Source organism: Vibrio sp. CyArs1, from assembly GCF_022432925.1.
In the GTDB taxonomy this organism is placed as follows: domain Bacteria; phylum Pseudomonadota; class Gammaproteobacteria; order Enterobacterales; family Vibrionaceae; genus Vibrio; species Vibrio mediterranei.
In genome coordinates this window covers 180,637-202,563 of sequence record NZ_JAKRBO010000002.1, presented here as the reverse complement: position 1 = coordinate 202,563, position 21,927 = coordinate 180,637, and the positions used below count along the sequence as shown (strand labels likewise).

Below are 21,927 nucleotides of genomic sequence, written 5' to 3'. Positions count from 1 at the left end.
GGATACACCTCGTATTTGCCACCATCTTCCTATCTTGTTTTTAAGAAACCTATACCTTTGAATCCTATCTGGTGATATTTCGCATATTTTTTATCTAAATAGTGACTCTTTTTCTGCTTAAAACAGGGTGTTTTATCGCTATAAATTCCTCCTTTAGCTAAAAATGTAATAAAATAACGCATCAAAACGCTCTTTGGTATAGACCAAAATTGATGTAAATAAGTATTCACTTCGTCCCTTGGTCAATAAATACGACTGGTATATCATTAACGGCTAATATAATGATGGTGACGGTGTTTATGAGTTTCATTCGGTTAAAGCTTGTTCGAACAAACGAATAACTAAGGGATTAGAGTAGGTTTGTTTAGTGAGAAGGCCGTTTGTCAGGTATAATCAACACCATTTTTCACAGTCAGATGAACACTATGAACCAATATCTTGCCGTTACTTCTAATGGACTCGAAAACCTACTGGCTCAAGAGCTTGAGCAATTGGGTTTAACTTCAGTAAAACCTGTACAAGCGGGAGTGAAGTTTAAAGCGTCAAATGAGCAGATTTATCGAGCTTGTTTATGGAGCAGATATGCTTCTCGCTTTGTTAAAGTGCTTTCGGAGTTTACTTGCCAAGATGATATGGACTTATATCTGGCTGCGTCTTCCATTAACTGGATTAATCACTTCCATAGCTCAAAGAAATTTATCGTAGACTTTAACGGTACCAACCGTGAGATTCGCAATAGCCAGTATGGCGCGATGAAAGTCAAAGACGCCGTAGTAGATTGCTTCAATAAGAAGAATTTGCCTCGCCCAAATATCAGTAAAGACCGCGCGGATGTGCGTGTTCATGTGCGCCTACATAGAGATAAAGCGCTTATTGGCTTAGATATGGTTGGCTCAGGCTTACACCAACGTGGCTATAGAACAGAAGCAGGCCGAGCGCCTTTAAGAGAAACATTGGCCGCTGCCATTGTTGCTCGTAGCGGCTGGAAAGAAGGGCAAAACATGCTCGATCCTATGTGCGGTTCTGGTACGCTGCTGATAGAAGCGGCCATGCTTGCTGCAAATATGGCTCCTGGTGTTAAGCGTCAAACATGGTGTTTTGAAGCACTTGAAGATTTTGAACCGGAGGTATGGGCAGAGGTAAAATCAGAAGCTAATGTCCAAGCTCGACGCGGTGTCAAAAAGACTGACAGCAGATTTTGGGGATTCGATAACGACCCTAAAGTGTTGAGAACCGCTAAAGAAAATGCCAAACGTGCAGGCGTTGAAGAGTTGATTAACTTTGAGCTTGGCGATGCGAGCCAAGTGACTAAACCTGCCGAGTTCGGAGAAGGTGTTGTGGTGTGTAACCCTCCATACGGCGAGCGCTTGGGCACGGAACCAGGGCTTATCGCACTTTATACCGAATTTGGCAACCAACTAAAAACTCAATTTGGCGGTTGCCAAGCCTCTATCTTCTCTAGTTCAGACGATTTGTTAAGTTGCTTACGTATGCGAGCAGAAAAACAATTTAAACTGAACAATGGTGCGTTACAGTGTCACCACAAAAACTATTCAATTTCTCAACGCTCCGAAGACGAGTTAGTCGGCAATAAGGACGCACAAGTTGTAGCTCCGGACTTTTCTAACCGTCTCAAGAAGAACATTGGAAAGATTGGAAAGTGGGCTAAAAAGGAAGGCTTAGATTGCTATCGCATATATGATGCTGATCTACCTGACTACAATGTTGCTGTTGACGTTTATCAAGACTATCTGGTTATTCAAGAATACGCAGCTCCCAAAAGCATTCCTGAAGAGACAGCAAAGCGTCGATTAACGGATGTTATTCGTGCCAGTATCAAGGTAACCGGTGTTGGTACCAACAACGTGGTTCTTAAAGTACGTGAAAAGAAAAAAGGTTCATCGCAGTACAACAAACTGGCGGCTAAGTCATCAAAGCTTCACGTAAATGAATACGGGGCTCAGCTAATCGTTAATCTTTACGACTACTTAGACACTGGCCTGTTCCTTGACCATAAAATCACTCGCCGTAAGCTTGGTGAAATGGCGAGCAACAAAGATTTTTTAAACCTATTTGCTTATACAGGATCTGCAACTGTTCACGCAGCATTGGGTAGCGCGAAATCAACGACAACAGTTGATATGTCAAATACCTACTTAGAGTGGGCGAAAGAGAACATGAAACTCAATGGCCAAGTTGGCCGTCAGCATCAATATATTCAAGCAGACTGCTTACAATGGTTAGAAAAAGCCAACGGTAGTTACGACCTTATCTTTATTGATCCACCGACTTTCTCGAACTCTAAGCGAATGGAACAATCATTTGATGTTCAGCGTGACCACGTAACGCTAATGACGAACTTGAAACGACTACTGCGCGAAGAAGGTACGATAGTATTTTCGAACAACAAACGACACTTCAAGATGGACTTGAAAGCGCTGGAAGAACTTGGCCTTAAAGCCGAGAACATTTCAGATAAAACTCTGCCACTTGATTTTGCTCGTAACAAACATATTCATAATTGTTGGGTTATTACTCACCAAAAGTAAAGGATTATGGAAAAGGAACTTATTCTATACAGTACTGAAGGATGCCATCTCTGTGAGATGGCATTTGAGCTCATATCTCAGGTTGGATTAACTGAGCAGTTACAAGTGATCGATATTGCTTTTGATGATGAGCTATTTTCTCGTTACGGCGTCACTATACCAGTTGTAAAAAGCGAACAATCTGAAATTAACTGGCCTTTTGACCTTTCTCAACTGAAACAATGGTTAACAGCTAATGGCATTACTTACCATTCATAATGGGCAACTAGCATTTGGTGATCATCCACTGCTAGACAAATCTGATTTCGCACTTCAAGAAAACGAACGTGTGTGTTTGGTTGGCCGCAATGGTGCGGGCAAATCAACATTAATGAAAGTGCTTGCGGGAGAAATCGTCATGGACGATGGCAAACTGCAGATCACTCAAGATGTCGTGGTATCACGGCTTGAACAGGATCCTCCGCGTGATCAGGCCGGTACGGTAGCTGATTACGTCGCCGAAGGACTGGCAGAAGTCGGTGAGTTATTAAAAACTTATCATGCTCAACTGGATTTGGTCGCGCAAGACCCGTCTGAGCGAAACATAAATCGATTGGCGAAAACTCAAGAGAGCTTAGAAGTTGCCGGGGCGTGGCGCTTTGAAGACCGCATTAAGAATATTCTTGGGGCTTTGAAGTTAGATGGCAACACACTGTTAACTGACTTATCTGGTGGATGGCAGCGTAAAGCTGCGTTAGCTCGTGCTCTTGTTTGTGATCCTGATGTTTTACTACTCGATGAGCCTACCAACCATCTAGATGTAACCACAATCGAGTGGCTGGAAACTTTCCTAAAAGATTTTCGTGGTTCAATTATCTTTATCTCGCACGACCGCGCCTTTATTCGCTCGATGGCAACTCGCATTGTCGACCTTGACCGTGGTCAATTAGTTTCTTATCCAGGTAGTTATGAAACCTATTTGGTTGAGAAAGAGGAAGCATTACGTGTTGAAGAAATGCAAAATGCTGAATTTGATAAAAAGCTTGCGCAAGAAGAAGTATGGATTCGTCAAGGAATTAAAGCACGTAGAACGCGTAATGAAGGACGAGTAAGAGCGCTTAAAAAGCTGCGTGAGGAACGCCAAGGTCGTCGCGAAGTTCAGGGTAAAGTGAATCTTAAATTGGATGATAGCGCTCGTAGCGGAAAAATCGTTTTCGAAGCTAATGACCTCAATTATCAGATTGAAGGCAAAACCATAGTTAAGAACTTTTCCTTTAACATCCAGCGTGGCGACAGAATTGCGCTTATTGGTCCTAATGGTTGCGGCAAGAGTACTCTAATCAAGCTTCTCCTCGACGAATTACAGCCGACATCTGGAAAGTTGAAATGTGGTACTAAGCTAGAAGTGGCTTATTTCGATCAATATCGTGAAGCTCTTGACCCAGAGAAGACGGTGATTGATAACCTTGCTGACGGTAAGCAAGAAGTCATGGTAGGCGGTCGAGAACGACACGCGTTGAGCTATCTTCAAGACTTTTTATTCGCCCCAAAACGTGCCAGAACTCCGGTTAAGGCATTATCTGGCGGCGAGAAAAACCGCTTATTATTGGCGCGTATCTTCCTTAAGTCGAACAACTTATTGGTGCTTGACGAACCAACCAACGATCTAGATATCGAAACGTTAGAGTTACTCGAGGAATTACTTGCTAACTATCAGGGCACGCTGCTCTTAGTGAGTCACGATCGTCAATTTGTTGATAATACTGTGACTACGAGCTGGATTTTTGAAGGTGAAGGGGTTATAGAAGAGTTTGTTGGTGGTTATCATGATGCCCAACAACAACGAATGCAGGTCATCGAAGCAAGAAAAGCTTACGAACCTGTGAAAGAGACTAAAAAGCAAGCAGTTGAACCAGAAAAGAAAGCAACTGCTGTGAACTCTAAACCTAAAAAGCTGTCGTATAAGCTGCAAAGGGAATTAGAGGCACTACCTGCGTTACTTGAGCAGCTAGAGCAAGAATTAGAACAGTTGCAGGAAACCGTGAATAACCCTGATTTTTTCACTAAACCTGTCACTGAGACACAACCAATTTTAGATAGTTTGTCTGCCAAAGAGCAGGAACTGGAAATTGCCTTTGAGCGATGGGAAGAGCTCGAAGCAATGCAACAGGAAAGTTAGTCTTCATGAGTCGTATTAATTTCAAAATTTCATTAATTGCAGCCGGTGTTATGGCTGCAACTTCAAGTCAGGCAGCGTTGTATAAGGTTGTTGAGATTGGGCCTGCTAGCGGTTATGAAGCGGGCCTCTCCAATGGTGTTGATATCACTGAGTTCTACGGTTCTGCCATTGATAAGTCCAAACAGACGGGTACCAATAAAGGTTGTTTTGGAGAGGACTGCTCTTCTAATGCAATAGTAACCTATGGTGATTCGCGTGCGGGATCTGAAGGTCACTCATATCGTCAAGAAGTGCCATTCAATTACGATTCAAGCTTTTATTATACAGACTGGGGTCGCAACAGAGACTATTGCCGAAATGAATTAGGCTATCAAACTTGTGACCCTGCGTGGACAGATAAATTATGGTACAGCTTTAGTGATCACGGTGGTTTACGTCGTGAACGTGATGCATGGAATTCCGCGACGTATAAGTCAAATGCACAAGTATTTAAAAATGGTAGCTTATTCGCTCTGGAGCAACCTCTATCAGCAGCCTATTCGCCGAGTGGGTTTACCTATACACCAACTTCAAGTAACGCAGTAGTTAATGGAGTTGATAGTAATGGTGTAGCAATCGGTAACACGAGTAGTGGCTATTATAACAACGGTTCTAATAGTGCTCTGATCTACCGTCATCGAGGTTTCTGGGGAGATGGTGCAACCCCGTCCATTCTGTTGCCTAAACAAGACGGAAATATTACACAGAAGATGGGTCGTACAATGGCGTTTGACTCATTTAAGCTGGGTAGCAATGAATATATTGTTGGTAGTGCTGCTGTAGCGCCTTTTGATTACAACGATTCTAATAAGAACTATCGTGGCTCCGTAGCAAACTGTATTAACAACAGTACTATTAAAGCTGATCCTGCCGCTTATGCTGATTGTCAAAATTTTGCGTTTGCAACTAAAGCTACAATTTGGGATGTCACAGGCGTAAGTTCTGCCACTGAAGTCCAACCTGATACGTTCTATGGTTGGCAGAATACTGGCGATAACAATATCGACAAAAAGGCAAGCCAAGGCAGTATACGTGGAGTCGCTGTTTCTTCAGCTACCGCTTATTCAGGTAAACCAGTCTTTGTAGGGCTAAATACTACGAAAGATGGAAGCAACTTGTTTATGCAAGCTACCGTATTCACTCCAAATACTGATTTCGCGGCTGATAAGCTTGGAAGTGTAACTTCACGAGTTATTTCTCGAGCAACAGTGAAAGATGGTGATGATTTCGTTTACAGCAACTCAGTAGCTACTGATATCAACAAAAACCTTGTTGTAATCGGCGAAGCAAAACGTCGAGGAGATAAACGTGAAAATGGCGCTGCACCTAACCGAATGTTCTTAGCCTCGATCGACTCTAGCGGTAACGTTGGTTCTGCGCAGTACTTTGATGAACTTAACGGTAATAGTGGGATCTTCTTCCGTGGTGCTGGCGGTGAGACGGGAGCTATTAACAACTTTAACGAAATCGTTGGTGCTGTTGATGCCGAACAGTCTACAGAGTATTTTGGTAAGAAACGTCGTCAACGTGGTTTTATCTATCCGTATACTGTTGCTGACTCTGGTGATCAGGACATGATAGACAGACGTGCTATTTTCCAAAATCGACCATGGTTGTTAGATGACTTAACGAATGGTGGTAGTGAGTCTACTAACAATAACCAGTTCCGAATCGTCGATGCAGCTGATATTAACGATGACGGTGTTATCGTAGCGACAGCGCTAAAATGTGAAGGCGGCTATGATACAACTGGCCACAACTCATATTGCGGCAATGGTCAAAAACGTGAGAAAGTAGTAGCGGTTAAGTTGATCCCGATCGCAAATGCAACATCTGCTGACATCCAGACTCGTGCATTAGAAGCCGCTCCCGTAGAGCGTAAGGGTGGTAGTCTCGGTTGGATGGCGATGATTTTTCTAGGGTTCTTAGGGTTACGCCGTAACAAATAGTCACAAGTGACAAAAATCCCAGGTTCACACTTCTGAATCTGGGATTTTTTGTGCCTTGTGATCAGCGGAATAATGCGCAATTATTAAAGAGGAGTCACAAAAGCTCCACAAATCTTTAATGGTAGAAAGCTGGGAGACTGGCTTTGTATAACGAGGACCGTACTATGAAGAGACAAAAACGTGATCGTCTAGAGCGAGCTCAATCACAGGGTTATAAAGCTGGATTGAATGGTCGATCGATGGAAACCTGTCCCTATCAACAAATGGATGCTAAGTCTTATTGGCTAGGCGGTTGGCGTGATGCCCGAGATGACAAACATTCAGGACTCTTCAAGTAGTCGGGAGCAAAATTGAAGTATTTTAAGGCCTCAACTTGAGGTCTTTTTTGTGGTTGTTACTTCTAATGCACTATAACTAAATATGTATGAGTAAAATAAACGACTCTGGGGAGTCGTTTATTGAAAACTTCGATTTAGAAAGTTGATGTGTCTTTAAAGAGGCCGACTTTTAGGTCTTTAGCAACATAGATCTCTTTACCATCTACTAGGACACGTCCGTCAGCGATACCCATAACAAGCTTGCGATTTACTACGCGCTTCATGTGTAGCTCATACGTTACTTTTTTCGCAGTAGGAAGGATTTGACCAGTGAATTTTAGTTCACCTACACCAAGAGCACGACCTTTACCTTCGCCACCAATCCAACCAAGGTAGAAGCCAACTAGCTGCCACATTGCATCTAGACCAAGACAGCCTGGCATGACTGGGTCACCAATAAAGTGACAATCAAAGAACCATAGGTCAGGGGTGATATCTAATTCTGCAACAATTAAACCTTTACCAAAGTCACCCTCGGTTTCTGACATTTTAGTTACACGATCCATCATCAGCATGTTTGGTGCTGGTAACTGAGGGTAGCCTTCGCCAAATAGTTCACCACGGCTAGAGGCTAGAAGATCTTCACGGCTATAAGATTCACGTCTGTTTTGCATTATTAAATTACTCCAAATTTTGGTATGAGCATCTTAGTGAACAGGTGTACGCTAGACAAGTCCGACCACGACTAGACAAACCAGTTTTTAACCCTTTCTAACAAAGTTTCCGGCAGTTCAAGTTTTTCAAAATTTTCAATACGTTCGGCTATCTTTCCAATAACGCTATCTTCGTCTTCACTCTTGAAAGGCTTATTAAGAAGGAGAGGAACCACTTCGTCAACGTGTGTAGCTGACCAAATATGGAACTCACCTTTCTTAATACTTTCGACTACCTCAGTACTGAGAGCTAGGTGTTGAAGATTAGTTTTTGGGAGTACAACACCTTGTTTACCAGTAAAACCTTGGTGTTTGCATACGCTGTAGAAACCTTCGACTTTCTCATTGAGGCCACCGACGGCTTGAACGCGACCAAATTGGTCGACAGCACCTGTGACCGCAATTTGTTGGTCGATAGGATAGCCAGATAATGCACTTACGAGAGAACACAACTCAGCTAGCGACGCACTGTCACCATCAACCTCGCAATAAGATTGCTCAAACACAATAGAGGCAGAATAAGGGAGCGGGGCATCAAGGTCCAACTCGGAAGAAACGAACGCCTGCATAATCATCATGCCTTTCGCATGGATGTTACCGCCAAGATCAACTTTTCGCTCGACATCAGAGACATCACCATCACCAAAGTGCACTACGCAGGAAATTCGAGCGGGTTCTCCGTAGGAAACTGGGTGCCCGGGAATATCTATAACAGTTAATCCGTTGACCTGGCCAACCTGTTGTCCCTGAGTTTCAATAACAACTTGCCCCTCGAGAATATCGTCAATTGCGCGTTCAGGAAGATACGCTTCTCTGCTTCGTTTCGCACAAATTGCTTCCTCAATATGAGCGGATGTTATTACTTTGTCATGACTAAAAGATGATGCTTCACCAAGAAGTGCCGAATGCCAATCGATGGACAGAGGAAGATACTGCTTATCTTCAGTTTCACGAGCTCCGGCTTGGAGAAGGCGCAGGTAGGCTGAACTATCTAGATTATATTCGGGAAGCAGCTTCTCTAGTAGACCATTTACAAAACCAAAGTACGTCGAGATAGTTTTGTCGGAGACCTTTAGGTCACTCTCCAGTTCCGTATACTGCATAAAACCAGAGCGGAAATCATTGTCAGCATAATCAAATTCAGCGAGTTGGTCTCGGTCACCAAGAATGATCAATTTAAAATCTGATTGGAATTGTGGCGGAGATAAAACAGTGGACTGCTTATCAATAGCCACACTGTTTAGTGACGCTCCTGAAAGCAAAGCCTTAATATTTCCCCAAGCGCTTAACGTACTTAATGCCGCTTGAGTTGAAGCCACAAGAAATCCGTTATTAGCTTGTGAAATTAATCCAGCGGAAACTTCAAGTTGGTTATCAACCTTAGCGTAATGATCAAACAGTAGCGCAGAGCTTGTATCCTTTGTCACGACAACATGTTTTCCTAATGCTTTGAGTGAATCAGCTATTAGTTCACGGTACTTTAGGTTGTCACCATCTTTAACAACTAACACTTTAGATTTACAAGCTTTTGATGTGAAAAACTTAAGAGCGGCTTGTAAACGAGGTTGCAAATCAAGCAGCGATGCTGGTGCAATATTCGGTGCTTGTTCAATAGTGGTTTGATAGTTGTTGTACTGCGGACAAACGTCTTGCCAAGGGACTAGATTCATTAAGGTGCTACTTATTTAAAATTTGGATGGAGTATACAACGAAACCAGAAGTAACGTTAGTAATAGAGCACGGTTAATCGGGAGCAGATTCTCAGATTTTGTGTTCTTTTATTGAGTTGTTACGTGACTTGGGTTACGCTGTCACTGTAAACAGAGTAGGGACGCAAACCAATGAAATACCAACAGCTTGAAAACCTAGAATGTGGTTGGAAGTGGCAGTATTTATCTAAAAAGTGGCGCGAGGGGGAGAATATCACTCGCTATATTGATACCAGTGAAATCGATCAGGCCGTTGCGACTTTTAAATCATTAGAACACGAGCCTACTCTGGTTCTTGATTGGATTGATGAGCATATGTCTGCAGAGCTTGATAATAAACTCAAGCAGGCAATTCGTGCCAAGCGCAAGCGTCACTATAATGCAGAACAAGTTCATACAAAGAAAAAGTCTATCGATCTTGACTACCGAGTTTGGGAAAAGCTGTCTTACCGAGCAAACGAACTCGGATGTACATTATCCGAAGCGATCGAATACTTGTTAAGTGAAGCGTCGCGCAGTGAGAAAGCGACCAAGACAGTGAGCAGCCTAAAAGAGGACTTAAGTAAGTTACTGTCTGATTAGCCAGGGAATAGGGAGTAGTTGCGATGTTATACGTTGTTCTGATAGGTGCACTTGTTGTTTTTTGGCTTGTTGCCGTTGACCGTCCAGTTTTAACTGTAAAATTTGATAACGGTGAACTAGGTAACGTTAAAGGTCATATTCCTCCATCTTTTCGACATAATCTTAAAGATATTGTTGAGCGTGATAAAGCGACAGGTGTTTTAAAAGTTTACCAAACCCGTACCGGTATGAAACTAAAATTTAGCAACTCAGTAGCGAAAGCATGCCAACAACGTATTCGAAATGTATTCCCACATCAAGGATTCAAGTCAAAAGGCAAAAAGAAATCTCGATGAGTTCCAATTAGTTTAGAAGTGTAGGCGCTGTAAGAAGCGCCTTTTTTAATATACCTAATGCACTATAACTAAATTAATTGACTCGATAAGATAAACAACTATCCGTGCGCCGCTATTTCTCGTTCATCCCAGATTTTCATTAGGGTACGCCTTGATTCAGAATCCAGCATTTGTATCCGGCGACAAGTCCAGTTCTCGGCAATGTAATCAGCCATCTCTAGTGAGATAGGGTTGTTATCTGTTAAATAGGTTTCTAAAGCTGCTTCTGCCTCCAATAATGACAACCCTTCGATATCCCATTTTTGAATTCGTGTATAGCTAGTTGTAAACCACTCAATAGGTAAAGACATAGAATATTCCTTTTCTAATAATTCTTGTTGTTCTCGTTGGTGAAATTAGAATTAAACATCTAACTCATTTTGTAAAGAGAATATCTTAGAAAAACACAATAAAAGTTTATAAATATCTAAATTCATAATCATATTCTATTTATAATGGTAGTGTTATATATTATTTTTTCGTTTTTTATTATTGCTATTAATATCAAGATTGATACAGTCAATAACTTGTTCTTTCCTTTGTTTGTAAACCTGTGGGCAGCAGTTAACTGGAAGTGGTGTGAAGTATAAATGTGTATTTACAATCTTCCTTTACTATTACTAATTTCTATCAATTTTCGTGGTGTGAATATAAACTAGATTAATAATGGTATCGTATATATCTAGTACTAATGATTTAAATTAAATGTAAAGCACCTATTGACTATTAATGTATAAATATTGTACTTGATTCGATCCTCTTTGTGTTGCAGTCGCTAGGAGACCGTATTCAGTTAGTTAAAAATGGCGTTAACGATCGCTGTTAGTAGATAGACGAATGCTATAAGCAGTTCTAGCCAGTTCATATATACCTCCTTGGTAAGTACAAGATAAACTTTAGTTTGGGTTCTATCTTTTCCCAATTCCATATCAATAGATTACCGATTTTCTCAGTATTGGCGTAATGATTTTTCTGTGGTTGATACTAACACGAACCTTTGATACCACAATGATTAGTATGCAGAACACGCAATAACAATCCCTTGAACATTCGTGTGGGAAACAACCGGCAAGGTGCGGTGTTTATCTCGCGTCGAAACCTTTTCGCTTAATAAATAAGGCTTTCCAACAGGCGCTAAGATGCTTCGAAGCTATCAAAGTACTTATGTAAAACTCAACGCCGTTCATGAAATGATTTAGTGTTTTGCACCAAAGAACGAAAATGACTCAGATAACTACGCACGTTGTTTAATTAACGCCTATATCAGGGGGCACGAATGGCTAGGAGCACTAACAATGAAACTCGACTTAATGGTTCTCGTGAGATAGATATTGCGATCTAGCAGCTTAAACAAAGAAATAACGGGCTTTTTACTATTTAAACGTTTTTGGTATTCAAGGTGGCGCAGTCATACAGCATCCAAACTTTCTACAAGATTTACGGCTATAAGAACCGTCATTTGCTGAACGCTGCATAATGCGTATGGATGTGGAAGCAGGCATCTCACAACATAGAAACTGCCAAGACATTTAGACGAGTTAAATTAATTTTCGGTATAAGGGTTAACTAACCATAAATCAAAAGGATGTGAGTGCCAAGATACATAAGTTTCCCACGGGAAGAAGTCTCAGCATATTCCTACCTAATCCTATACCTTAGTGCGCATTATCGCGGCTTTATGTTTAATAAGCGAAGATCAACTTTGGATCATAGCGATGAAATAATGCGTTCTGAATTCGAGTACTGTGACTAATTCGAAACTTTAGGTTATGAGCAATATGCATTACCTGTCTTATAAAACCCCTAAAAATTATGATTTTAGTCCCATTTATCAGAATGAGAACTAGATCACATGAAAAAGACAATTAGAGACGAGCTATACAACTTCGGCCTATACAAAAACCAGATTCAGGATCTCTTTTTATGGCACTTTGATGGTTATAAGGAAGTGGCAGAGTATTTCGGCGTTCATCCGAACACGATTAAGAACTGGCAGAAAAATGGGAATTACCCTTTATCAGTTGTCAGACTGATGTTGATTAAACATCGAGGTTATCTACCAGTCTCTAAACCTTGGCGAGAATTTAAAATACGAGGGGACAATTTGATCACGCCTGGTGGGCGAGAACTCTCTGCTTTTGACCTGATGGAACTAGATATAAAAATGAGTTTGAAGAACACGTCCAACGTGGTCCAGTTTAGGCGGAAAAAAAAGAATCGTATAAAGCGACATAGAGTACGTAAAAGAAAAGGCGCTGTAACGTAGCGCCTTTTAATATGATATCCTTATTAACCCCCTGAATAGAATCAAGTTTTTCAGTTCCAATAATGTCTTGTTAAACTCACACAATGCTGATTTAGATATGTGACCAAGCACTTTCAATCAGTCTTTCGTACAGTTTTATCTATATTTGTATCAGTTAGTCAGAATCCCCTGAAATAGAAAACATCAACCCTTATAATACCTGCCAATTAATCACGTCAGGGAACGACAACGCCGATGCCTATAGTAACAACTTGTGTTTATTGTCAATCAACAGGCAATTTTAGAAGGATTAAACGAACCCTATTTGAGAAATCTATATTCAAGAAAGGTTACTATAAGGTTCAGTGTCCATTTTGTAGACAGTTTATGTTTGTGGATAAAGTATACAAAGAAGTGAAAAAGTGACTCTACTTTGTCTCTATAACCTTAAATAACGATTCTCATTGATTTGCGTCTCATAAACGCTACTTGCATAGTAGTACTGTATAAAAATGATAAAAGTAAAGGCACTTTGCTTTTGCGCCTTTATCTGATTATACCTATCTATTTCGATACTTTGGTTTCAAGCTTAACAATGCGATTGTCATGCCCCAAGTACATGGCGATAAATAGCAACATAGTAGGAGATAGGCTTATGCCGTTTAACTCTTGTAATAGCTCAACCATTCACGCCCCCGAAACGCTTCTGTAACCAATGTTCAAACGCAACGCGCACCATACGACGAAAACCGAACGTATCGATATAAATCATGCCTAGTGCGCACCAGTAATATTCTGGTGTCTTCGCCAACGCATCAAAGCCCATCTGAACCACCGAGGCGTAGTCGGGGACAAAGGACAGGCTTAAAGGGATAGTGGTTAGAATCAGCAAGTATTCATCTTTCCAGCCTCGCTGCTTAATACTGACCTCGTCCAGCTTTGAGGCGGATTCATCTCCCTTTTTGATGCGCTCTATCTTGGCTTTGATTTCCTGCTTACGCTGAAAGTACCCAATCCCCTTGTCGAGCAACGCCGTAATCAACGAAATCATAATAGCTTTCTCCCTTTTAAGAACTTGACCACGTAAGCGGCGGCAACCGTCCCCACAATGGTCAAGATAATTGGTTTTACTTCTGATTTGGTTATCATGCGTAAACCGCCTTGTTCAGTTCGATATGAGGGCCATCTTTGAAAGACTTCCAGTCACCGCCCCAAACAATCGCCACACCTAACTCGCGCGCCGCTTTTTTAAACGCCCAGCTCACTTGTTCGTAGTAGCTAAAGCCCCATGTCACTTTGCTGTTCTCGTCGTAAACTACAAAATCGACCGCGTGACCGCTTTGGTGGCGACTCTTGCGAACATAACCATCAAGCTGGCTAGCGCCTTGCTTAAATAGGGCGTTTTGCTCTTCCGCGCTGCGTTTGCCCGATGTGATACCAAAATCAAAAGGGGATAACTCAAGAGCGCGTCTCACCACGGCTTTTAAATCGCCATGAACACCCACCATACGGGCTTCGCTACGTGCAGAGAGCACCCAACCAGAGACGGTTTGTTCTACCGTTTTACGATTCATAAGAATTAATCCTCCAATTAGGCAGAGACTTGCGGCAATGATGGTTTTTGAGGCCATACCACATCCTTTAGCGCTTGGTAAGTTTGAGGAATATCGTGCAACTGCTGTCGATATTGGCGGAATGCTGTGACATCCACATGATTATCAAGTGCAAGGTTTACTAGATAATCCGCCTCAAGTAATAAAGGCGCTCTAAAAGCTCGGATAGCTTCCATTTCTTTTTGTACGCCGTGCTCATTTAGAGCAATAGTCGCTTCCTCATCAGGCATTCCCAGAGACAGAAGAACAGGCTTTTCCGCAGGAATATTGATGAGTAATTCACCATTTATCATTAGTTGCTTAATCATGGTTGGTCTCCAGATAACGCTTTAGGCGTTATATAACTGATGTATTCATCGGAATGATTGTTTGCTGGGTCGCCGTTAACTACTTCTGACAGCGGCAAAGTTCGCGCAATCCAACTTACGTTTGTGGTTTCGTGTTTGTGATGACCTATAACGTCACCATCAGCAAGTAACCTGAAATCTATCGGTTGATTGGTGATAATCTGATACTTGAGTTTGCCCCCTCGTAGCATAAATCCACTAAACTCTCCCGCTTGGAATCCAACTTTATTCTGATTTGAGGGAGTATCAGCCCCGGAAGCGTCATATTTGACAGCCGAGCAGTAGGCCATATAACCAATATTGGCGACGGTTTTACGGTAACGCTGTCGATTAACCAGAGTTCTTAAATAGTCACCATCATCAGACCATTCACTGGAAACACCACGAAGAACGATTAATGCACTTGCTAAGCGTTCAGCATTGAAATCGCTAGCCTCTACGCCTTGGTAAATATTGTTCCAGCTCCAATGTCTGAATATTTGAATTTCTGTCTCCCCGTTACGTGGCATTTGAAATGCCACAGGGTAGAAGGTGTCCTTATCGCCATTAACCGTAATTTCAGTGACGTAGCGACCTTCACCATTGAGAGCTTGAATGTCCATATTTTGGCGGATGGTTGCAAGTTCAGAATCTATTGATTGAAGCTTTTTCCGACCTAACGTATCGATATTTGATACGACTTGTGCACGCTCTGAAGTGATTGTTTGCTTTAATGCTTCAAAGGTGTCTTCCATAACACGAATAGCCCCGCCTTTGATGCTATCGAGTAAGTGACGGGCTTCGGTCACAAGCTGACCGATTGCCGCAAAATTGGTATCGCTCATAGCGTTTGTTTCTCCATCTCTTCGCTTATGGCTTGTAGGCGAGGGAGCGTATTCGCTGCCACGCTCTCTGCCAGTTCGTAAACGTCATTATCTGATTCAAAAGCGTGACACTGTAATGAAATCAATGCCGCGCTAATCGCCACCTGATTGCTGTAGATACCTTGCATCATGTGCAAGGCGTCCACTTGTTCAGGCTGTAAGTTTTGTAGGTGTTCCGTGAGTGGGTCGAACCCGACCACTCGACGGGGCATGAAGTAGCTCATCGATGAACCTCCATCATTGCCAGTTTTAAGGTGTTGTTGCTGTTGTTATACGCCCAAAGCTCACCGCCACCCGTTAACGTGATACCCGCAGGGGCTTGCCTGTCCCTGTGAAGGAATTCAGCTTAGTTGGTGTAGTCATTACGCCCCCTTAACCGATAGTGTCTTCAACAGCGTCTACGTTGTTTGACGCCCAAACAATCACAGCAGAGATTGCCGCACTGACTAGCAAAATAGGCCAGTTCTTTTGAATTGCATTCATGATTACCCCTGATTCACATCGTTAGTAGTAAATAAAAAAACCACTCGTTATTGAGTGGCTTCTACTACAGCAGGGTATTCACAATCGATACCTAATAGAGATTGTGAATCGGTTCACAATACATTTGATTCAAGTCACAATTACCATCGGATTTTGCCCTTTTTATAGTGCTTACCGTCTTGCAGCAGGTATTCAAGTTTGTCTAATTCATCAATCGCATTGGCATCGATGCCCGTCATTCGTTCTAAATAGACCGCGCTGGCTTTGGTCTTTTGCATCATGACGCAAGCGAACTGACAGTTATCAATGATAGTTTTTGATACCTCTTGGCCACGTTGAAACAGATTGATGGTGTGAATGTTGTAAGCCCGCCCTAAACGCAGCAATTTACCATGAAAGCCCGTCGCTTTCCCCGCGCTAATACTGTGCTCGGCAACTTCTTCACAGACCACCTTAATGGGCTTGCTGTGCTTACCGTTGCCAACGCCCCATGCAATCTTGCAGAAGTTATCAAAATGCTTGGGCGTGGTTTCCTCAATAGGTCGGTACGCGATTTTAAACCCTTGCTTGGTTTGGCGTCCCGCAATGACCGCCGCCGCAAACTCTGAGAGTTTGGCGTAAACACGAACCTTACGCCCTTGAATGTCGTCGTCATACTCGCGCTTAGGGTCAAAGATGATCACTTGGTCGGTAGGCTTTATGAACAGCTTTTTAGCCGCGGAGGACTTGCCAGAGCCTGACATACCCACCGCAAACACATGGCCGTTACTAAGCTTGTTGTTCGCGTTTATCGGCTGCATCTTCGGCCTCCTTTGCTTCACGCTTTTTAATCCCTTTGTATTGGCTATGCAATGACAATCCAACGCCACCAACAGCGAAAGCGAACATAATTTCTTCTTTGTATTGAGTGAGCCAAGACGGTGGATTGCCACCGTATTTAGCTAATAAGGGCAGGGCAGACACCGCTAAACGTTCGGCTTTGTCATCAGGAATCATCAAATCAGGATGAACAAATTCTTGAATGAGCGATTCCCCAAATTTCACTGCATCAATGGCTTGCGCTTTGACCGCGGCTTCAATCTGCTTACGGGTTTCTCTGGCTTCGATTCTCGCTTGCTCTTGTTCTTCGCGTTCGTCGTCGGTCAGCTCGTCATCTTGTAGCTCTCTGAGCATGGCTTTGACTTGGGCTTCATCGTGAATATCAAGCTCGGTATCTTCGATGGACAGTTGTTCTTCTACTGGATTGGTATTGCTCATTCTACGCTCTCATTAAAGTAATTAGTTTGCCGCCAATAAAACCAAATACCGCGCCCATCGCCACGGCTAAAGCAGGGTGTTGTGAATCGGATTGTGGTGGTTGTGAATCGTCGTTTGTGGTTGGGGATTGTGCATCGATAGCCAAAGATTCACTTTGATTGTCAATCTCTGGTGTGTCTTCGCTCGTGTCGTTAAGCGCATTGATTTGGGCTTCGATATCTTCAAGCGGCTGAAAGGCATTCATCGCCTTTTGGATATCCGCACCGGTGCGATTATCAGGGCCACATTTACAGCGACCTTTGAGGAAATTACGACGCTTTCCCGCACCTTGGCGGATAGCTTTGGGTGAGTTGCATTCAGGGCAATGGACATAGCCCAACACATCATCTTCGGGCGTTATCATTGGTTGGCCTCCACGAACTCATCGACTTGTGCCAGGAACGATTGTTCTTTAGCGGTGACGCGCTCGTTTAGCTCGCTCAGTTGCTGCTTGAGTTCGGTCAGTTCGTTTTGATGTTGCTCAAGGATGGCTTTATCGATACGGATTAGCGCGAAGATTTGCTCTAAGGGCTTTAGAAAGGATTTGGTTCCCATCGGCGGCTTTGCCATGAACTCTTCAAAGAAAGCCGAAATTTTGGTGAAGGTACGCTTTTTTTGCGTGTGTAGTAGGGTGCTCATTAAAACTTTATTCCTTAACTGCGTGTTATAGAAACAAAGTCGAGATTGGAGTTATCGTTAATCTAATTCTACAGAATTCTCATTTTTTTTAAATAAATCATCGTTATTTTGAAGCAATTAATGTGAAGCCAAAAGCCGCCGCCAACCACCTCAATCACTAAATTCAACGCATAGTCAAAATGCCACGCGTTGCGAATCACTCTTAAACAGTTTGTATGCTTACTTTAAACCATTTACTGTATACTAAACAAACCTTTAAGCCACCATAAAGTAATTGCAACATTTTTAGGCTGCAAGGTGCGCAAAACAAATTAATAATGATAAGGGAAAAAAGATGAGTGATAAGGCTAGCGAACTTAATGCGGCGAAAGCAAAACTGTCAGAGCTAATTGATAAACTAGTGCATGCCGAAAGTGCATACGACGAGGCGGTTGAGCATTCAGCAAATTACCTTGGTAATGACGAGCGTATCGAAGAGGTAAGGGATGAAAAGGCTCGTAGCGCTCTTGAATATGTTATGAGCATAAAAAAAGAGATAGAACACCAAACTCAGGTAATACAAAACCTTGTGTCTAGCTACTAAGTCAAGGTAAATCATTACAAGCCAGCTGTAAGAGTGAGTACCGGACGAATGCCAAGTTTGACCTATACTCACTAGCTATATTGCGAAGACTAAGACCTAATGTCGGATCTAGTACCAAATCTCACAATCCTATGACGAGTAGTTTTCCGGTCTTTAGCTGCGTTGTTCAGCATTCGACACCCTATAGAAAATTCTTACGTATAAAAGACCATATTCACGTTTAGCAGCTTTAAGCTCATTTAAAAACTCTTGCCCAGAACTGTTCCCTGAAAGATCAATCAGCCCCAACGTTTTTGTAATTGCAGATTCAAACTTTACCACCAGTTCATATGCTTCATGATCTTGAAGCGTTTGACAAATCGCTATCGCTTCAGCCAAGGCTACTTTTCTACTTTCAACAGAAAAGGAAACATAATCATCTACAACTAGTTTGAGGAAATCACTTTTTAGTGTTTTAGCTTCGGTTTTTTCAGCAATTAACCCACTATAGCTATGTAATATCGCCTCGGTCTTCGCATAAATTGGACTGAGTACTTTTTGCAATTGGGTTGATGCCAAATTCTGAGCTTTAAGTTTCTCAGCATGCTGAATCGAGCTTTGTTGAAGTTGCGCGAGTTCTAAATCTTTTTCTCTCGTGATTTCTGCGACACGCTTGGTTTGTACATAACCAAAAGCTGTTGTCCCTAGCGCCACAGCATATGGTCCAACAACCTTTGCAAGTTCAATTATATCGATAGATTGTTCTACTTCTGCCATTTAAACCCCTTAAGCAGCTAACGTGCCAGAAACGCACAATGTTAGTTACTGCAATACACCTTAAACGCTGATGTTACTGCAAGCTGAAAATGCCACGCGTTGCGAATCACTCTTAAACAGATTGTTATGTGAATACTCCTAGCGCCTTTTGAACTTTACCTTTGCCCACTTTTCCTTCCGTACCTTTTTAAGTGCTTTTCTATGAGCTTCAGGCGTAATCGCTGAGCCGTAATAACCCTCTCCGGGCAATCGAGTTCTCTTGTTAACAACGAGAGCTTGCAAAGGAGCTAACTCATTTTCATTGCAAAACTCCTGAATCTCAGAGAGAAACCAGCGGGCAGCTCGATGATGAAGACCAATTAGATTACTTATCTCTTTGTAGGTAAATGGCTCACAAGTCGTTTGTGCCCTGTTAATTAAAATTGGCCACGCCTTTTTAGCACGTGCAAAATGATCAATCGCCATACTTTTATGTATCCTTACTTATTCACATAACGCTTATTAGACAGAATTTTACCATCTTTGCATTCCGTCTATGTTGCTACCATTTTTTATAAAACTCAAATGGTATCAACCTGTTATGTAATTAGACATAGAGTTGCAGGGGCGAACTACGGAAAAATCCGGATAATAGAACAAAGTAAGGATTAGATTAACTTTGTCTATTGGTCTACTGACCAAGTCATCCTTAAAGTACACGAAAGGTTTTAAATTTTGCCCCTTCTTCTGCTAGGCCGTCGCGTTAGCGACATCACTTAGGCTTTCATATAGCGCTTTAAGAGTATGTCGCCATGCTATAAGAGTTACGTTCCCCTAAGGCTTCAATTCGCTTTAGCGAATAAGATAAGCCGCTTCATTCTTATCCACAGACCTGTGGATGCTTTTATCCATACACTCATATAAATAAATACTCGTATTAATAACAAAAGGTCATGCGATAAATTGTCCGTTATATGCAGCATAAAGCCATTCTCTTATGCACTAACTTAAGTTCTATACACATAAGGGGGAAAGTATTCGTTCGCATTTGGGGATAGCATGGGCGTTAATCGTGGTACATAGAGTAGGGAAGATAAAAAAACGCTCAATAAATGAGCGTTTTTTTATCTTTAGGTATGGCTGTTTCTGGACTTATCCAGTTAATGTTTATGTAAATCCGTAATATTTTAAGCGCTGGCCAATGAGGCGCTCTATTGCTTCTTCTCGCTTGAATTGGTCATCGGGTAGGGCTTCAACCTCTCCACGCTTTACCATGCGTTTAAAGATGATTTGTGTAGCTCTGAATCGGTCAGTGACTTTTGATAAGACTTTTCTTAGACCAGAGTCGTTAAGGTTCTTTAATCGGCGTTCTATTGTGCCTTCCCACAACGTGTTGCGTACCACTAATTGTCGTTCTTTCAATGTTGCGCCAGTCTCTTGGTCAGCGTCTTGCTCTGCCTTTCTGAACGCTTTAAATAGCTTGTTTCCTGCGGTGTTTCCTGCCAAATAGCCGAAATCGTCAGTAACTTCCCAAACGCTAGGTAAAGGGATGCCGTCGTTATCTGAGACAACGCCTGATTTGTTCAGTTCGTCTTGTTTAGCTGGAAAGGCAGGTTTAATAACGTTCATTGAATGGAGCTGTTGAAGTAAACGTGACACTGTACTCTGACTAACACCAATAGCATTAGCGATTTGTCCTTGGTTGCCAGATGATGCAAAAGTACGGGTGTGTAACGAAACATTGCAAATGATCCACTTACAGATTTCATTAAAATGGTTGATACGGTTACTACGTTGCGGTGGCTCGTCTGAACGAGAGATGATTGACGGGTTACATAGTGCGCCTTGCTTTACAAAGACCCGGAACACATCGCTCTTTCCTTTATGTAGATACGGCTCCAAGCCATTTTTAGCGGCTTGTTGCGCTTTGTGGCTGTAGCGCGTTATCTCATTTTGGTAGGCGGATAAGTTAATCATCGGTTTTTTTATTCAGGTATGGTTCATAAAGGACTGTTATCATTGATAGATTGCCCCCAAGCACTCCACTGCAAGGGGGCACGATAACTTCGTCATCCCGACGATATTATTTGTCTTTCGACGCTCCACATCTCCAGACAGTTCCTATTAAAGATTATCTAAGTATCTAGTGTCTAGTAGATGCTAGCTACCTAAGTTGTGAGTTATCCTTCATTTAGGAGGTAAAAACATGATTACCACAAAAGATTTACTAAATAGATTAATGGTTGAAAAACAGCTAGTTAGCTTACGTGAAGTTTCTAGATTCTTAGAAGTTAGCCATGGTACGGTTCATTTGTGGAGCAAAGGCGGCACAATGAGTGATCAAATGGCGTGCGAAATAGCTAATTTGTTAGGGTTAGATATAGAAATGACAATGCTAGCCATTATCGCCGAACGATCAAAAAATGAAGGTGCTATCAACGCATTAAGACGTTTAGAGGAAGCAGCAGAGAATAAAAAGCGTGCATGAGAAACAAGGGTAAAAAGTAAAGGTATCTAACTGATAAATAAGCACAAGATACCTTTCTTTTTTATCTCCTTTGGTGCGTATTATGTATATTATGTTAAATAAGATGCGCGTGAGCTTAAAATCCTTACCTTGAACCGCTCTACTATCCTTGTTTTAGCCCAGATTTAACCATAATCGATATTTACCATAAAATACCTAATAAACACATAAACTTAATCTGACGATTACGATTATGTGTTTATTAC

General features: G+C 42.1%; 26 protein-coding genes. 10 read left to right on the top strand and 16 right to left on the bottom strand.

The window, feature by feature from the left end; genetic code table 11:
* Window positions 1–425 precede the first annotated feature (425 nt).
* The 5 genes from rlmKL (at window position 426) to rmf (ending at window position 7,033) form a co-directional block, all read left to right on the top strand.
* A complete protein-coding gene (rlmKL, locus tag MMA19_RS07580; protein WP_240205909.1) occupies window positions 426–2,549 on the top strand; it encodes a bifunctional 23S rRNA (guanine(2069)-N(7))-methyltransferase RlmK/23S rRNA (guanine(2445)-N(2))-methyltransferase RlmL in 2,124 nt (707 codons plus the stop codon).
* 6 nt (window positions 2,550–2,555) lie between these two features.
* Window positions 2,556–2,807 (top strand): glutaredoxin family protein, encoded by a 252-nt coding sequence (locus tag MMA19_RS07575; protein WP_081411582.1) that lies wholly within the window; start codon window positions 2,556–2,558, stop codon window positions 2,805–2,807.
* Window positions 2,785–4,707, top strand: a complete 1,923-nt coding sequence (locus tag MMA19_RS07570; protein ID WP_240205908.1) for an ABC transporter ATP-binding protein — start codon at window positions 2,785–2,787, stop codon at window positions 4,705–4,707. The genes MMA19_RS07575 and MMA19_RS07570 overlap by 23 nt, the downstream gene beginning before the upstream one ends.
* Window positions 4,708–4,712: 5 nt before the next feature.
* Window positions 4,713–6,695: a DUF3466 family protein gene (locus tag MMA19_RS07565; RefSeq protein WP_240205907.1), complete on the top strand. Its 1,983-nt coding sequence runs from the start codon at window positions 4,713–4,715 to the stop codon at window positions 6,693–6,695.
* A 164-nt stretch (window positions 6,696–6,859) separates the two neighbouring features.
* Window positions 6,860–7,033 carry a ribosome modulation factor gene (rmf, locus tag MMA19_RS07560; protein WP_006075701.1) on the top strand — a complete coding sequence of 58 codons (174 nt, stop codon included), beginning with the start codon at window positions 6,860–6,862 and terminating at the stop codon, window positions 7,031–7,033.
* A gap of 134 nt (window positions 7,034–7,167) precedes the next feature.
* On the opposite strand, the gene fabA is transcribed toward rmf, so the two are convergent.
* Window positions 7,168–7,686, bottom strand: a complete 519-nt coding sequence (fabA, locus tag MMA19_RS07555; protein WP_038230501.1) for a bifunctional 3-hydroxydecanoyl-ACP dehydratase/trans-2-decenoyl-ACP isomerase — start codon at window positions 7,684–7,686, stop codon at window positions 7,168–7,170.
* A 71-nt stretch (window positions 7,687–7,757) separates the two neighbouring features.
* Entirely contained in the window at window positions 7,758–9,395 is a 1,638-nt protein-coding gene (locus MMA19_RS07550; protein ID WP_240205906.1) for a Lon protease family protein, read from the bottom strand.
* 171 nt (window positions 9,396–9,566) lie between these two features.
* On the opposite strand from MMA19_RS07550, the gene matP reads away from it, so the two are divergent.
* Window positions 9,567–10,016 carry a macrodomain Ter protein MatP gene (gene matP / locus MMA19_RS07545; RefSeq protein ID WP_124939722.1) on the top strand — a complete coding sequence of 150 codons (450 nt, stop codon included), beginning with the start codon at window positions 9,567–9,569 and terminating at the stop codon, window positions 10,014–10,016.
* 23 nt (window positions 10,017–10,039) lie between these two features.
* Window positions 10,040–10,351 carry a DUF3634 family protein gene (locus tag MMA19_RS07540; RefSeq protein WP_006075456.1) on the top strand — a complete coding sequence of 104 codons (312 nt, stop codon included), beginning with the start codon at window positions 10,040–10,042 and terminating at the stop codon, window positions 10,349–10,351.
* A gap of 98 nt (window positions 10,352–10,449) precedes the next feature.
* On the opposite strand, the gene MMA19_RS07535 is transcribed toward MMA19_RS07540, so the two are convergent.
* Window positions 10,450–10,701 carry a hypothetical protein gene (locus tag MMA19_RS07535; protein ID WP_006075457.1) on the bottom strand — a complete coding sequence of 84 codons (252 nt, stop codon included), beginning with the start codon at window positions 10,699–10,701 and terminating at the stop codon, window positions 10,450–10,452.
* A 1,541-nt stretch (window positions 10,702–12,242) separates the two neighbouring features.
* On the opposite strand from MMA19_RS07535, the gene MMA19_RS07530 reads away from it, so the two are divergent.
* A complete protein-coding gene (locus MMA19_RS07530; protein WP_240205905.1) occupies window positions 12,243–12,656 on the top strand; it encodes a DUF3653 domain-containing protein in 414 nt (137 codons plus the stop codon).
* 543 nt (window positions 12,657–13,199) lie between these two features.
* On the opposite strand, the gene MMA19_RS26550 is transcribed toward MMA19_RS07530, so the two are convergent.
* The 10 genes from MMA19_RS26550 to MMA19_RS07485 form a co-directional block, all read right to left on the bottom strand.
* Window positions 13,200–13,322 (bottom strand): hypothetical protein, encoded by a 123-nt coding sequence (locus MMA19_RS26550; RefSeq protein ID WP_261359882.1) that lies wholly within the window; start codon window positions 13,320–13,322, stop codon window positions 13,200–13,202.
* The gene (locus MMA19_RS07525) at window positions 13,315–13,686 is read right to left on the bottom strand and encodes a hypothetical protein (protein WP_240205904.1); all 372 of its coding nucleotides are present in this window, start codon (window positions 13,684–13,686) and stop codon (window positions 13,315–13,317) included. Before MMA19_RS07525 ends, MMA19_RS26550 begins: the two co-directional genes overlap by 8 nt.
* A gap of 94 nt (window positions 13,687–13,780) precedes the next feature.
* Window positions 13,781–14,209 carry a M15 family metallopeptidase gene (locus MMA19_RS07520; protein ID WP_240205903.1) on the bottom strand — a complete coding sequence of 143 codons (429 nt, stop codon included), beginning with the start codon at window positions 14,207–14,209 and terminating at the stop codon, window positions 13,781–13,783.
* A 17-nt stretch (window positions 14,210–14,226) separates the two neighbouring features.
* On the bottom strand, window positions 14,227–14,424 hold the full coding sequence (locus tag MMA19_RS07515; RefSeq protein ID WP_240206170.1) for a phage tail assembly chaperone: 198 nt from the start codon (window positions 14,422–14,424) through the stop codon (window positions 14,227–14,229).
* A gap of 128 nt (window positions 14,425–14,552) precedes the next feature.
* The gene (locus MMA19_RS07510) at window positions 14,553–15,419 is read right to left on the bottom strand and encodes a hypothetical protein (protein WP_240205902.1); all 867 of its coding nucleotides are present in this window, start codon (window positions 15,417–15,419) and stop codon (window positions 14,553–14,555) included.
* Window positions 15,416–15,682, bottom strand: a complete 267-nt coding sequence (locus MMA19_RS07505; protein ID WP_240205901.1) for a hypothetical protein — start codon at window positions 15,680–15,682, stop codon at window positions 15,416–15,418. The genes MMA19_RS07510 and MMA19_RS07505 overlap by 4 nt, the downstream gene beginning before the upstream one ends.
* A 399-nt stretch (window positions 15,683–16,081) precedes the next feature.
* Window positions 16,082–16,741, bottom strand: coding sequence for a DUF87 domain-containing protein (locus MMA19_RS07500; protein ID WP_171391380.1), 660 nt, complete (start codon window positions 16,739–16,741; stop codon window positions 16,082–16,084).
* Entirely contained in the window at window positions 16,710–17,198 is a 489-nt protein-coding gene (locus tag MMA19_RS07495; protein ID WP_240205900.1) for a hypothetical protein, read from the bottom strand. Before MMA19_RS07495 ends, MMA19_RS07500 begins: the two co-directional genes overlap by 32 nt.
* A 1-nt stretch (window position 17,199) precedes the next feature.
* Window positions 17,200–17,601 (bottom strand): hypothetical protein, encoded by a 402-nt coding sequence (locus MMA19_RS07490; protein ID WP_240205899.1) that lies wholly within the window; start codon window positions 17,599–17,601, stop codon window positions 17,200–17,202.
* Window positions 17,598–17,876, bottom strand: coding sequence for a hypothetical protein (locus MMA19_RS07485; protein ID WP_240205898.1), 279 nt, complete (start codon window positions 17,874–17,876; stop codon window positions 17,598–17,600). Before MMA19_RS07485 ends, MMA19_RS07490 begins: the two co-directional genes overlap by 4 nt.
* Before the next feature lie 334 nt (window positions 17,877–18,210).
* On the opposite strand from MMA19_RS07485, the gene MMA19_RS07475 reads away from it, so the two are divergent.
* Window positions 18,211–18,459: a hypothetical protein gene (locus tag MMA19_RS07475; protein ID WP_240205897.1), complete on the top strand. Its 249-nt coding sequence runs from the start codon at window positions 18,211–18,213 to the stop codon at window positions 18,457–18,459.
* Between the two features lie 153 nt (window positions 18,460–18,612).
* Here MMA19_RS07475 and MMA19_RS07470 read toward each other — a convergent pair whose 3' ends face one another.
* The 3 genes from MMA19_RS07470 to MMA19_RS07455 form a co-directional block, all read right to left on the bottom strand.
* Entirely contained in the window at window positions 18,613–19,215 is a 603-nt protein-coding gene (locus tag MMA19_RS07470) for a hypothetical protein (protein WP_240205896.1), read from the bottom strand.
* 138 nt (window positions 19,216–19,353) lie between these two features.
* Window positions 19,354–19,680: a hypothetical protein gene (locus tag MMA19_RS07460; RefSeq protein WP_140201167.1), complete on the bottom strand. Its 327-nt coding sequence runs from the start codon at window positions 19,678–19,680 to the stop codon at window positions 19,354–19,356.
* Window positions 19,681–20,361: 681 nt separating this feature from the next.
* Window positions 20,362–21,171 carry a helix-turn-helix domain-containing protein gene (locus MMA19_RS07455; RefSeq protein ID WP_240205895.1) on the bottom strand — a complete coding sequence of 270 codons (810 nt, stop codon included), beginning with the start codon at window positions 21,169–21,171 and terminating at the stop codon, window positions 20,362–20,364.
* Between the two features lie 229 nt (window positions 21,172–21,400).
* Between MMA19_RS07455 and MMA19_RS07450 the strand changes: the two genes are divergently transcribed.
* Window positions 21,401–21,682 (top strand): hypothetical protein, encoded by a 282-nt coding sequence (locus MMA19_RS07450; protein ID WP_171391373.1) that lies wholly within the window; start codon window positions 21,401–21,403, stop codon window positions 21,680–21,682.
* Window positions 21,683–21,927: the final 245 nt, after the last annotated feature.

What these genes read in the sequence shown, in the direction of transcription:
- MMA19_RS07515 (WP_240206170.1), bottom strand. Translation starts at nt 14,424, where the DNA reads ATGGAAGCTATCCGAGCTTTTAGAGCGCCTTTATTACTTGAGGCGGAT.
- MMA19_RS07500 (WP_171391380.1), bottom strand. Translation starts at nt 16,741, where the DNA reads ATGCAGCCGATAAACGCGAACAACAAGCTTAGTAACGGCCATGTGTTT.
- MMA19_RS07530 (WP_240205905.1), top strand. Translation starts at nt 12,243, where the DNA reads ATGAAAAAGACAATTAGAGACGAGCTATACAACTTCGGCCTATACAAA.
- MMA19_RS07490 (WP_240205899.1), bottom strand. Translation starts at nt 17,601, where the DNA reads ATGATAACGCCCGAAGATGATGTGTTGGGCTATGTCCATTGCCCTGAA.
- MMA19_RS07565 (WP_240205907.1), top strand. Translation starts at nt 4,713, where the DNA reads ATGAGTCGTATTAATTTCAAAATTTCATTAATTGCAGCCGGTGTTATG.
- MMA19_RS07520 (WP_240205903.1), bottom strand. Translation starts at nt 14,209, where the DNA reads ATGAATCGTAAAACGGTAGAACAAACCGTCTCTGGTTGGGTGCTCTCT.
- MMA19_RS07510 (WP_240205902.1), bottom strand. Translation starts at nt 15,419, where the DNA reads ATGAGCGATACCAATTTTGCGGCAATCGGTCAGCTTGTGACCGAAGCC.
- MMA19_RS07485 (WP_240205898.1), bottom strand. Translation starts at nt 17,876, where the DNA reads ATGAGCACCCTACTACACACGCAAAAAAAGCGTACCTTCACCAAAATT.
- rlmKL (WP_240205909.1), top strand. Translation starts at nt 426, where the DNA reads ATGAACCAATATCTTGCCGTTACTTCTAATGGACTCGAAAACCTACTG.
- MMA19_RS07505 (WP_240205901.1), bottom strand. Translation starts at nt 15,682, where the DNA reads ATGAGCTACTTCATGCCCCGTCGAGTGGTCGGGTTCGACCCACTCACG.
- MMA19_RS07525 (WP_240205904.1), bottom strand. Translation starts at nt 13,686, where the DNA reads ATGATTTCGTTGATTACGGCGTTGCTCGACAAGGGGATTGGGTACTTT.
- MMA19_RS07455 (WP_240205895.1), bottom strand. Translation starts at nt 21,171, where the DNA reads ATGATTAACTTATCCGCCTACCAAAATGAGATAACGCGCTACAGCCAC.
- matP (WP_124939722.1), top strand. Translation starts at nt 9,567, where the DNA reads ATGAAATACCAACAGCTTGAAAACCTAGAATGTGGTTGGAAGTGGCAG.
- rmf (WP_006075701.1), top strand. Translation starts at nt 6,860, where the DNA reads ATGAAGAGACAAAAACGTGATCGTCTAGAGCGAGCTCAATCACAGGGT.
- MMA19_RS07470 (WP_240205896.1), bottom strand. Translation starts at nt 19,215, where the DNA reads ATGGCAGAAGTAGAACAATCTATCGATATAATTGAACTTGCAAAGGTT.
- MMA19_RS26550 (WP_261359882.1), bottom strand. Translation starts at nt 13,322, where the DNA reads ATGGTTGAGCTATTACAAGAGTTAAACGGCATAAGCCTATCTCCTACT.
- MMA19_RS07475 (WP_240205897.1), top strand. Translation starts at nt 18,211, where the DNA reads ATGAGTGATAAGGCTAGCGAACTTAATGCGGCGAAAGCAAAACTGTCA.
- MMA19_RS07540 (WP_006075456.1), top strand. Translation starts at nt 10,040, where the DNA reads ATGTTATACGTTGTTCTGATAGGTGCACTTGTTGTTTTTTGGCTTGTT.
- MMA19_RS07570 (WP_240205908.1), top strand. Translation starts at nt 2,785, where the DNA reads ATGGCATTACTTACCATTCATAATGGGCAACTAGCATTTGGTGATCAT.
- MMA19_RS07450 (WP_171391373.1), top strand. Translation starts at nt 21,401, where the DNA reads ATGATTACCACAAAAGATTTACTAAATAGATTAATGGTTGAAAAACAG.
- fabA (WP_038230501.1), bottom strand. Translation starts at nt 7,686, where the DNA reads ATGCAAAACAGACGTGAATCTTATAGCCGTGAAGATCTTCTAGCCTCT.
- MMA19_RS07460 (WP_140201167.1), bottom strand. Translation starts at nt 19,680, where the DNA reads ATGGCGATTGATCATTTTGCACGTGCTAAAAAGGCGTGGCCAATTTTA.
- MMA19_RS07575 (WP_081411582.1), top strand. Translation starts at nt 2,556, where the DNA reads ATGGAAAAGGAACTTATTCTATACAGTACTGAAGGATGCCATCTCTGT.
- MMA19_RS07495 (WP_240205900.1), bottom strand. Translation starts at nt 17,198, where the DNA reads ATGAGCAATACCAATCCAGTAGAAGAACAACTGTCCATCGAAGATACC.
- MMA19_RS07550 (WP_240205906.1), bottom strand. Translation starts at nt 9,395, where the DNA reads ATGAATCTAGTCCCTTGGCAAGACGTTTGTCCGCAGTACAACAACTAT.
- MMA19_RS07535 (WP_006075457.1), bottom strand. Translation starts at nt 10,701, where the DNA reads ATGTCTTTACCTATTGAGTGGTTTACAACTAGCTATACACGAATTCAA.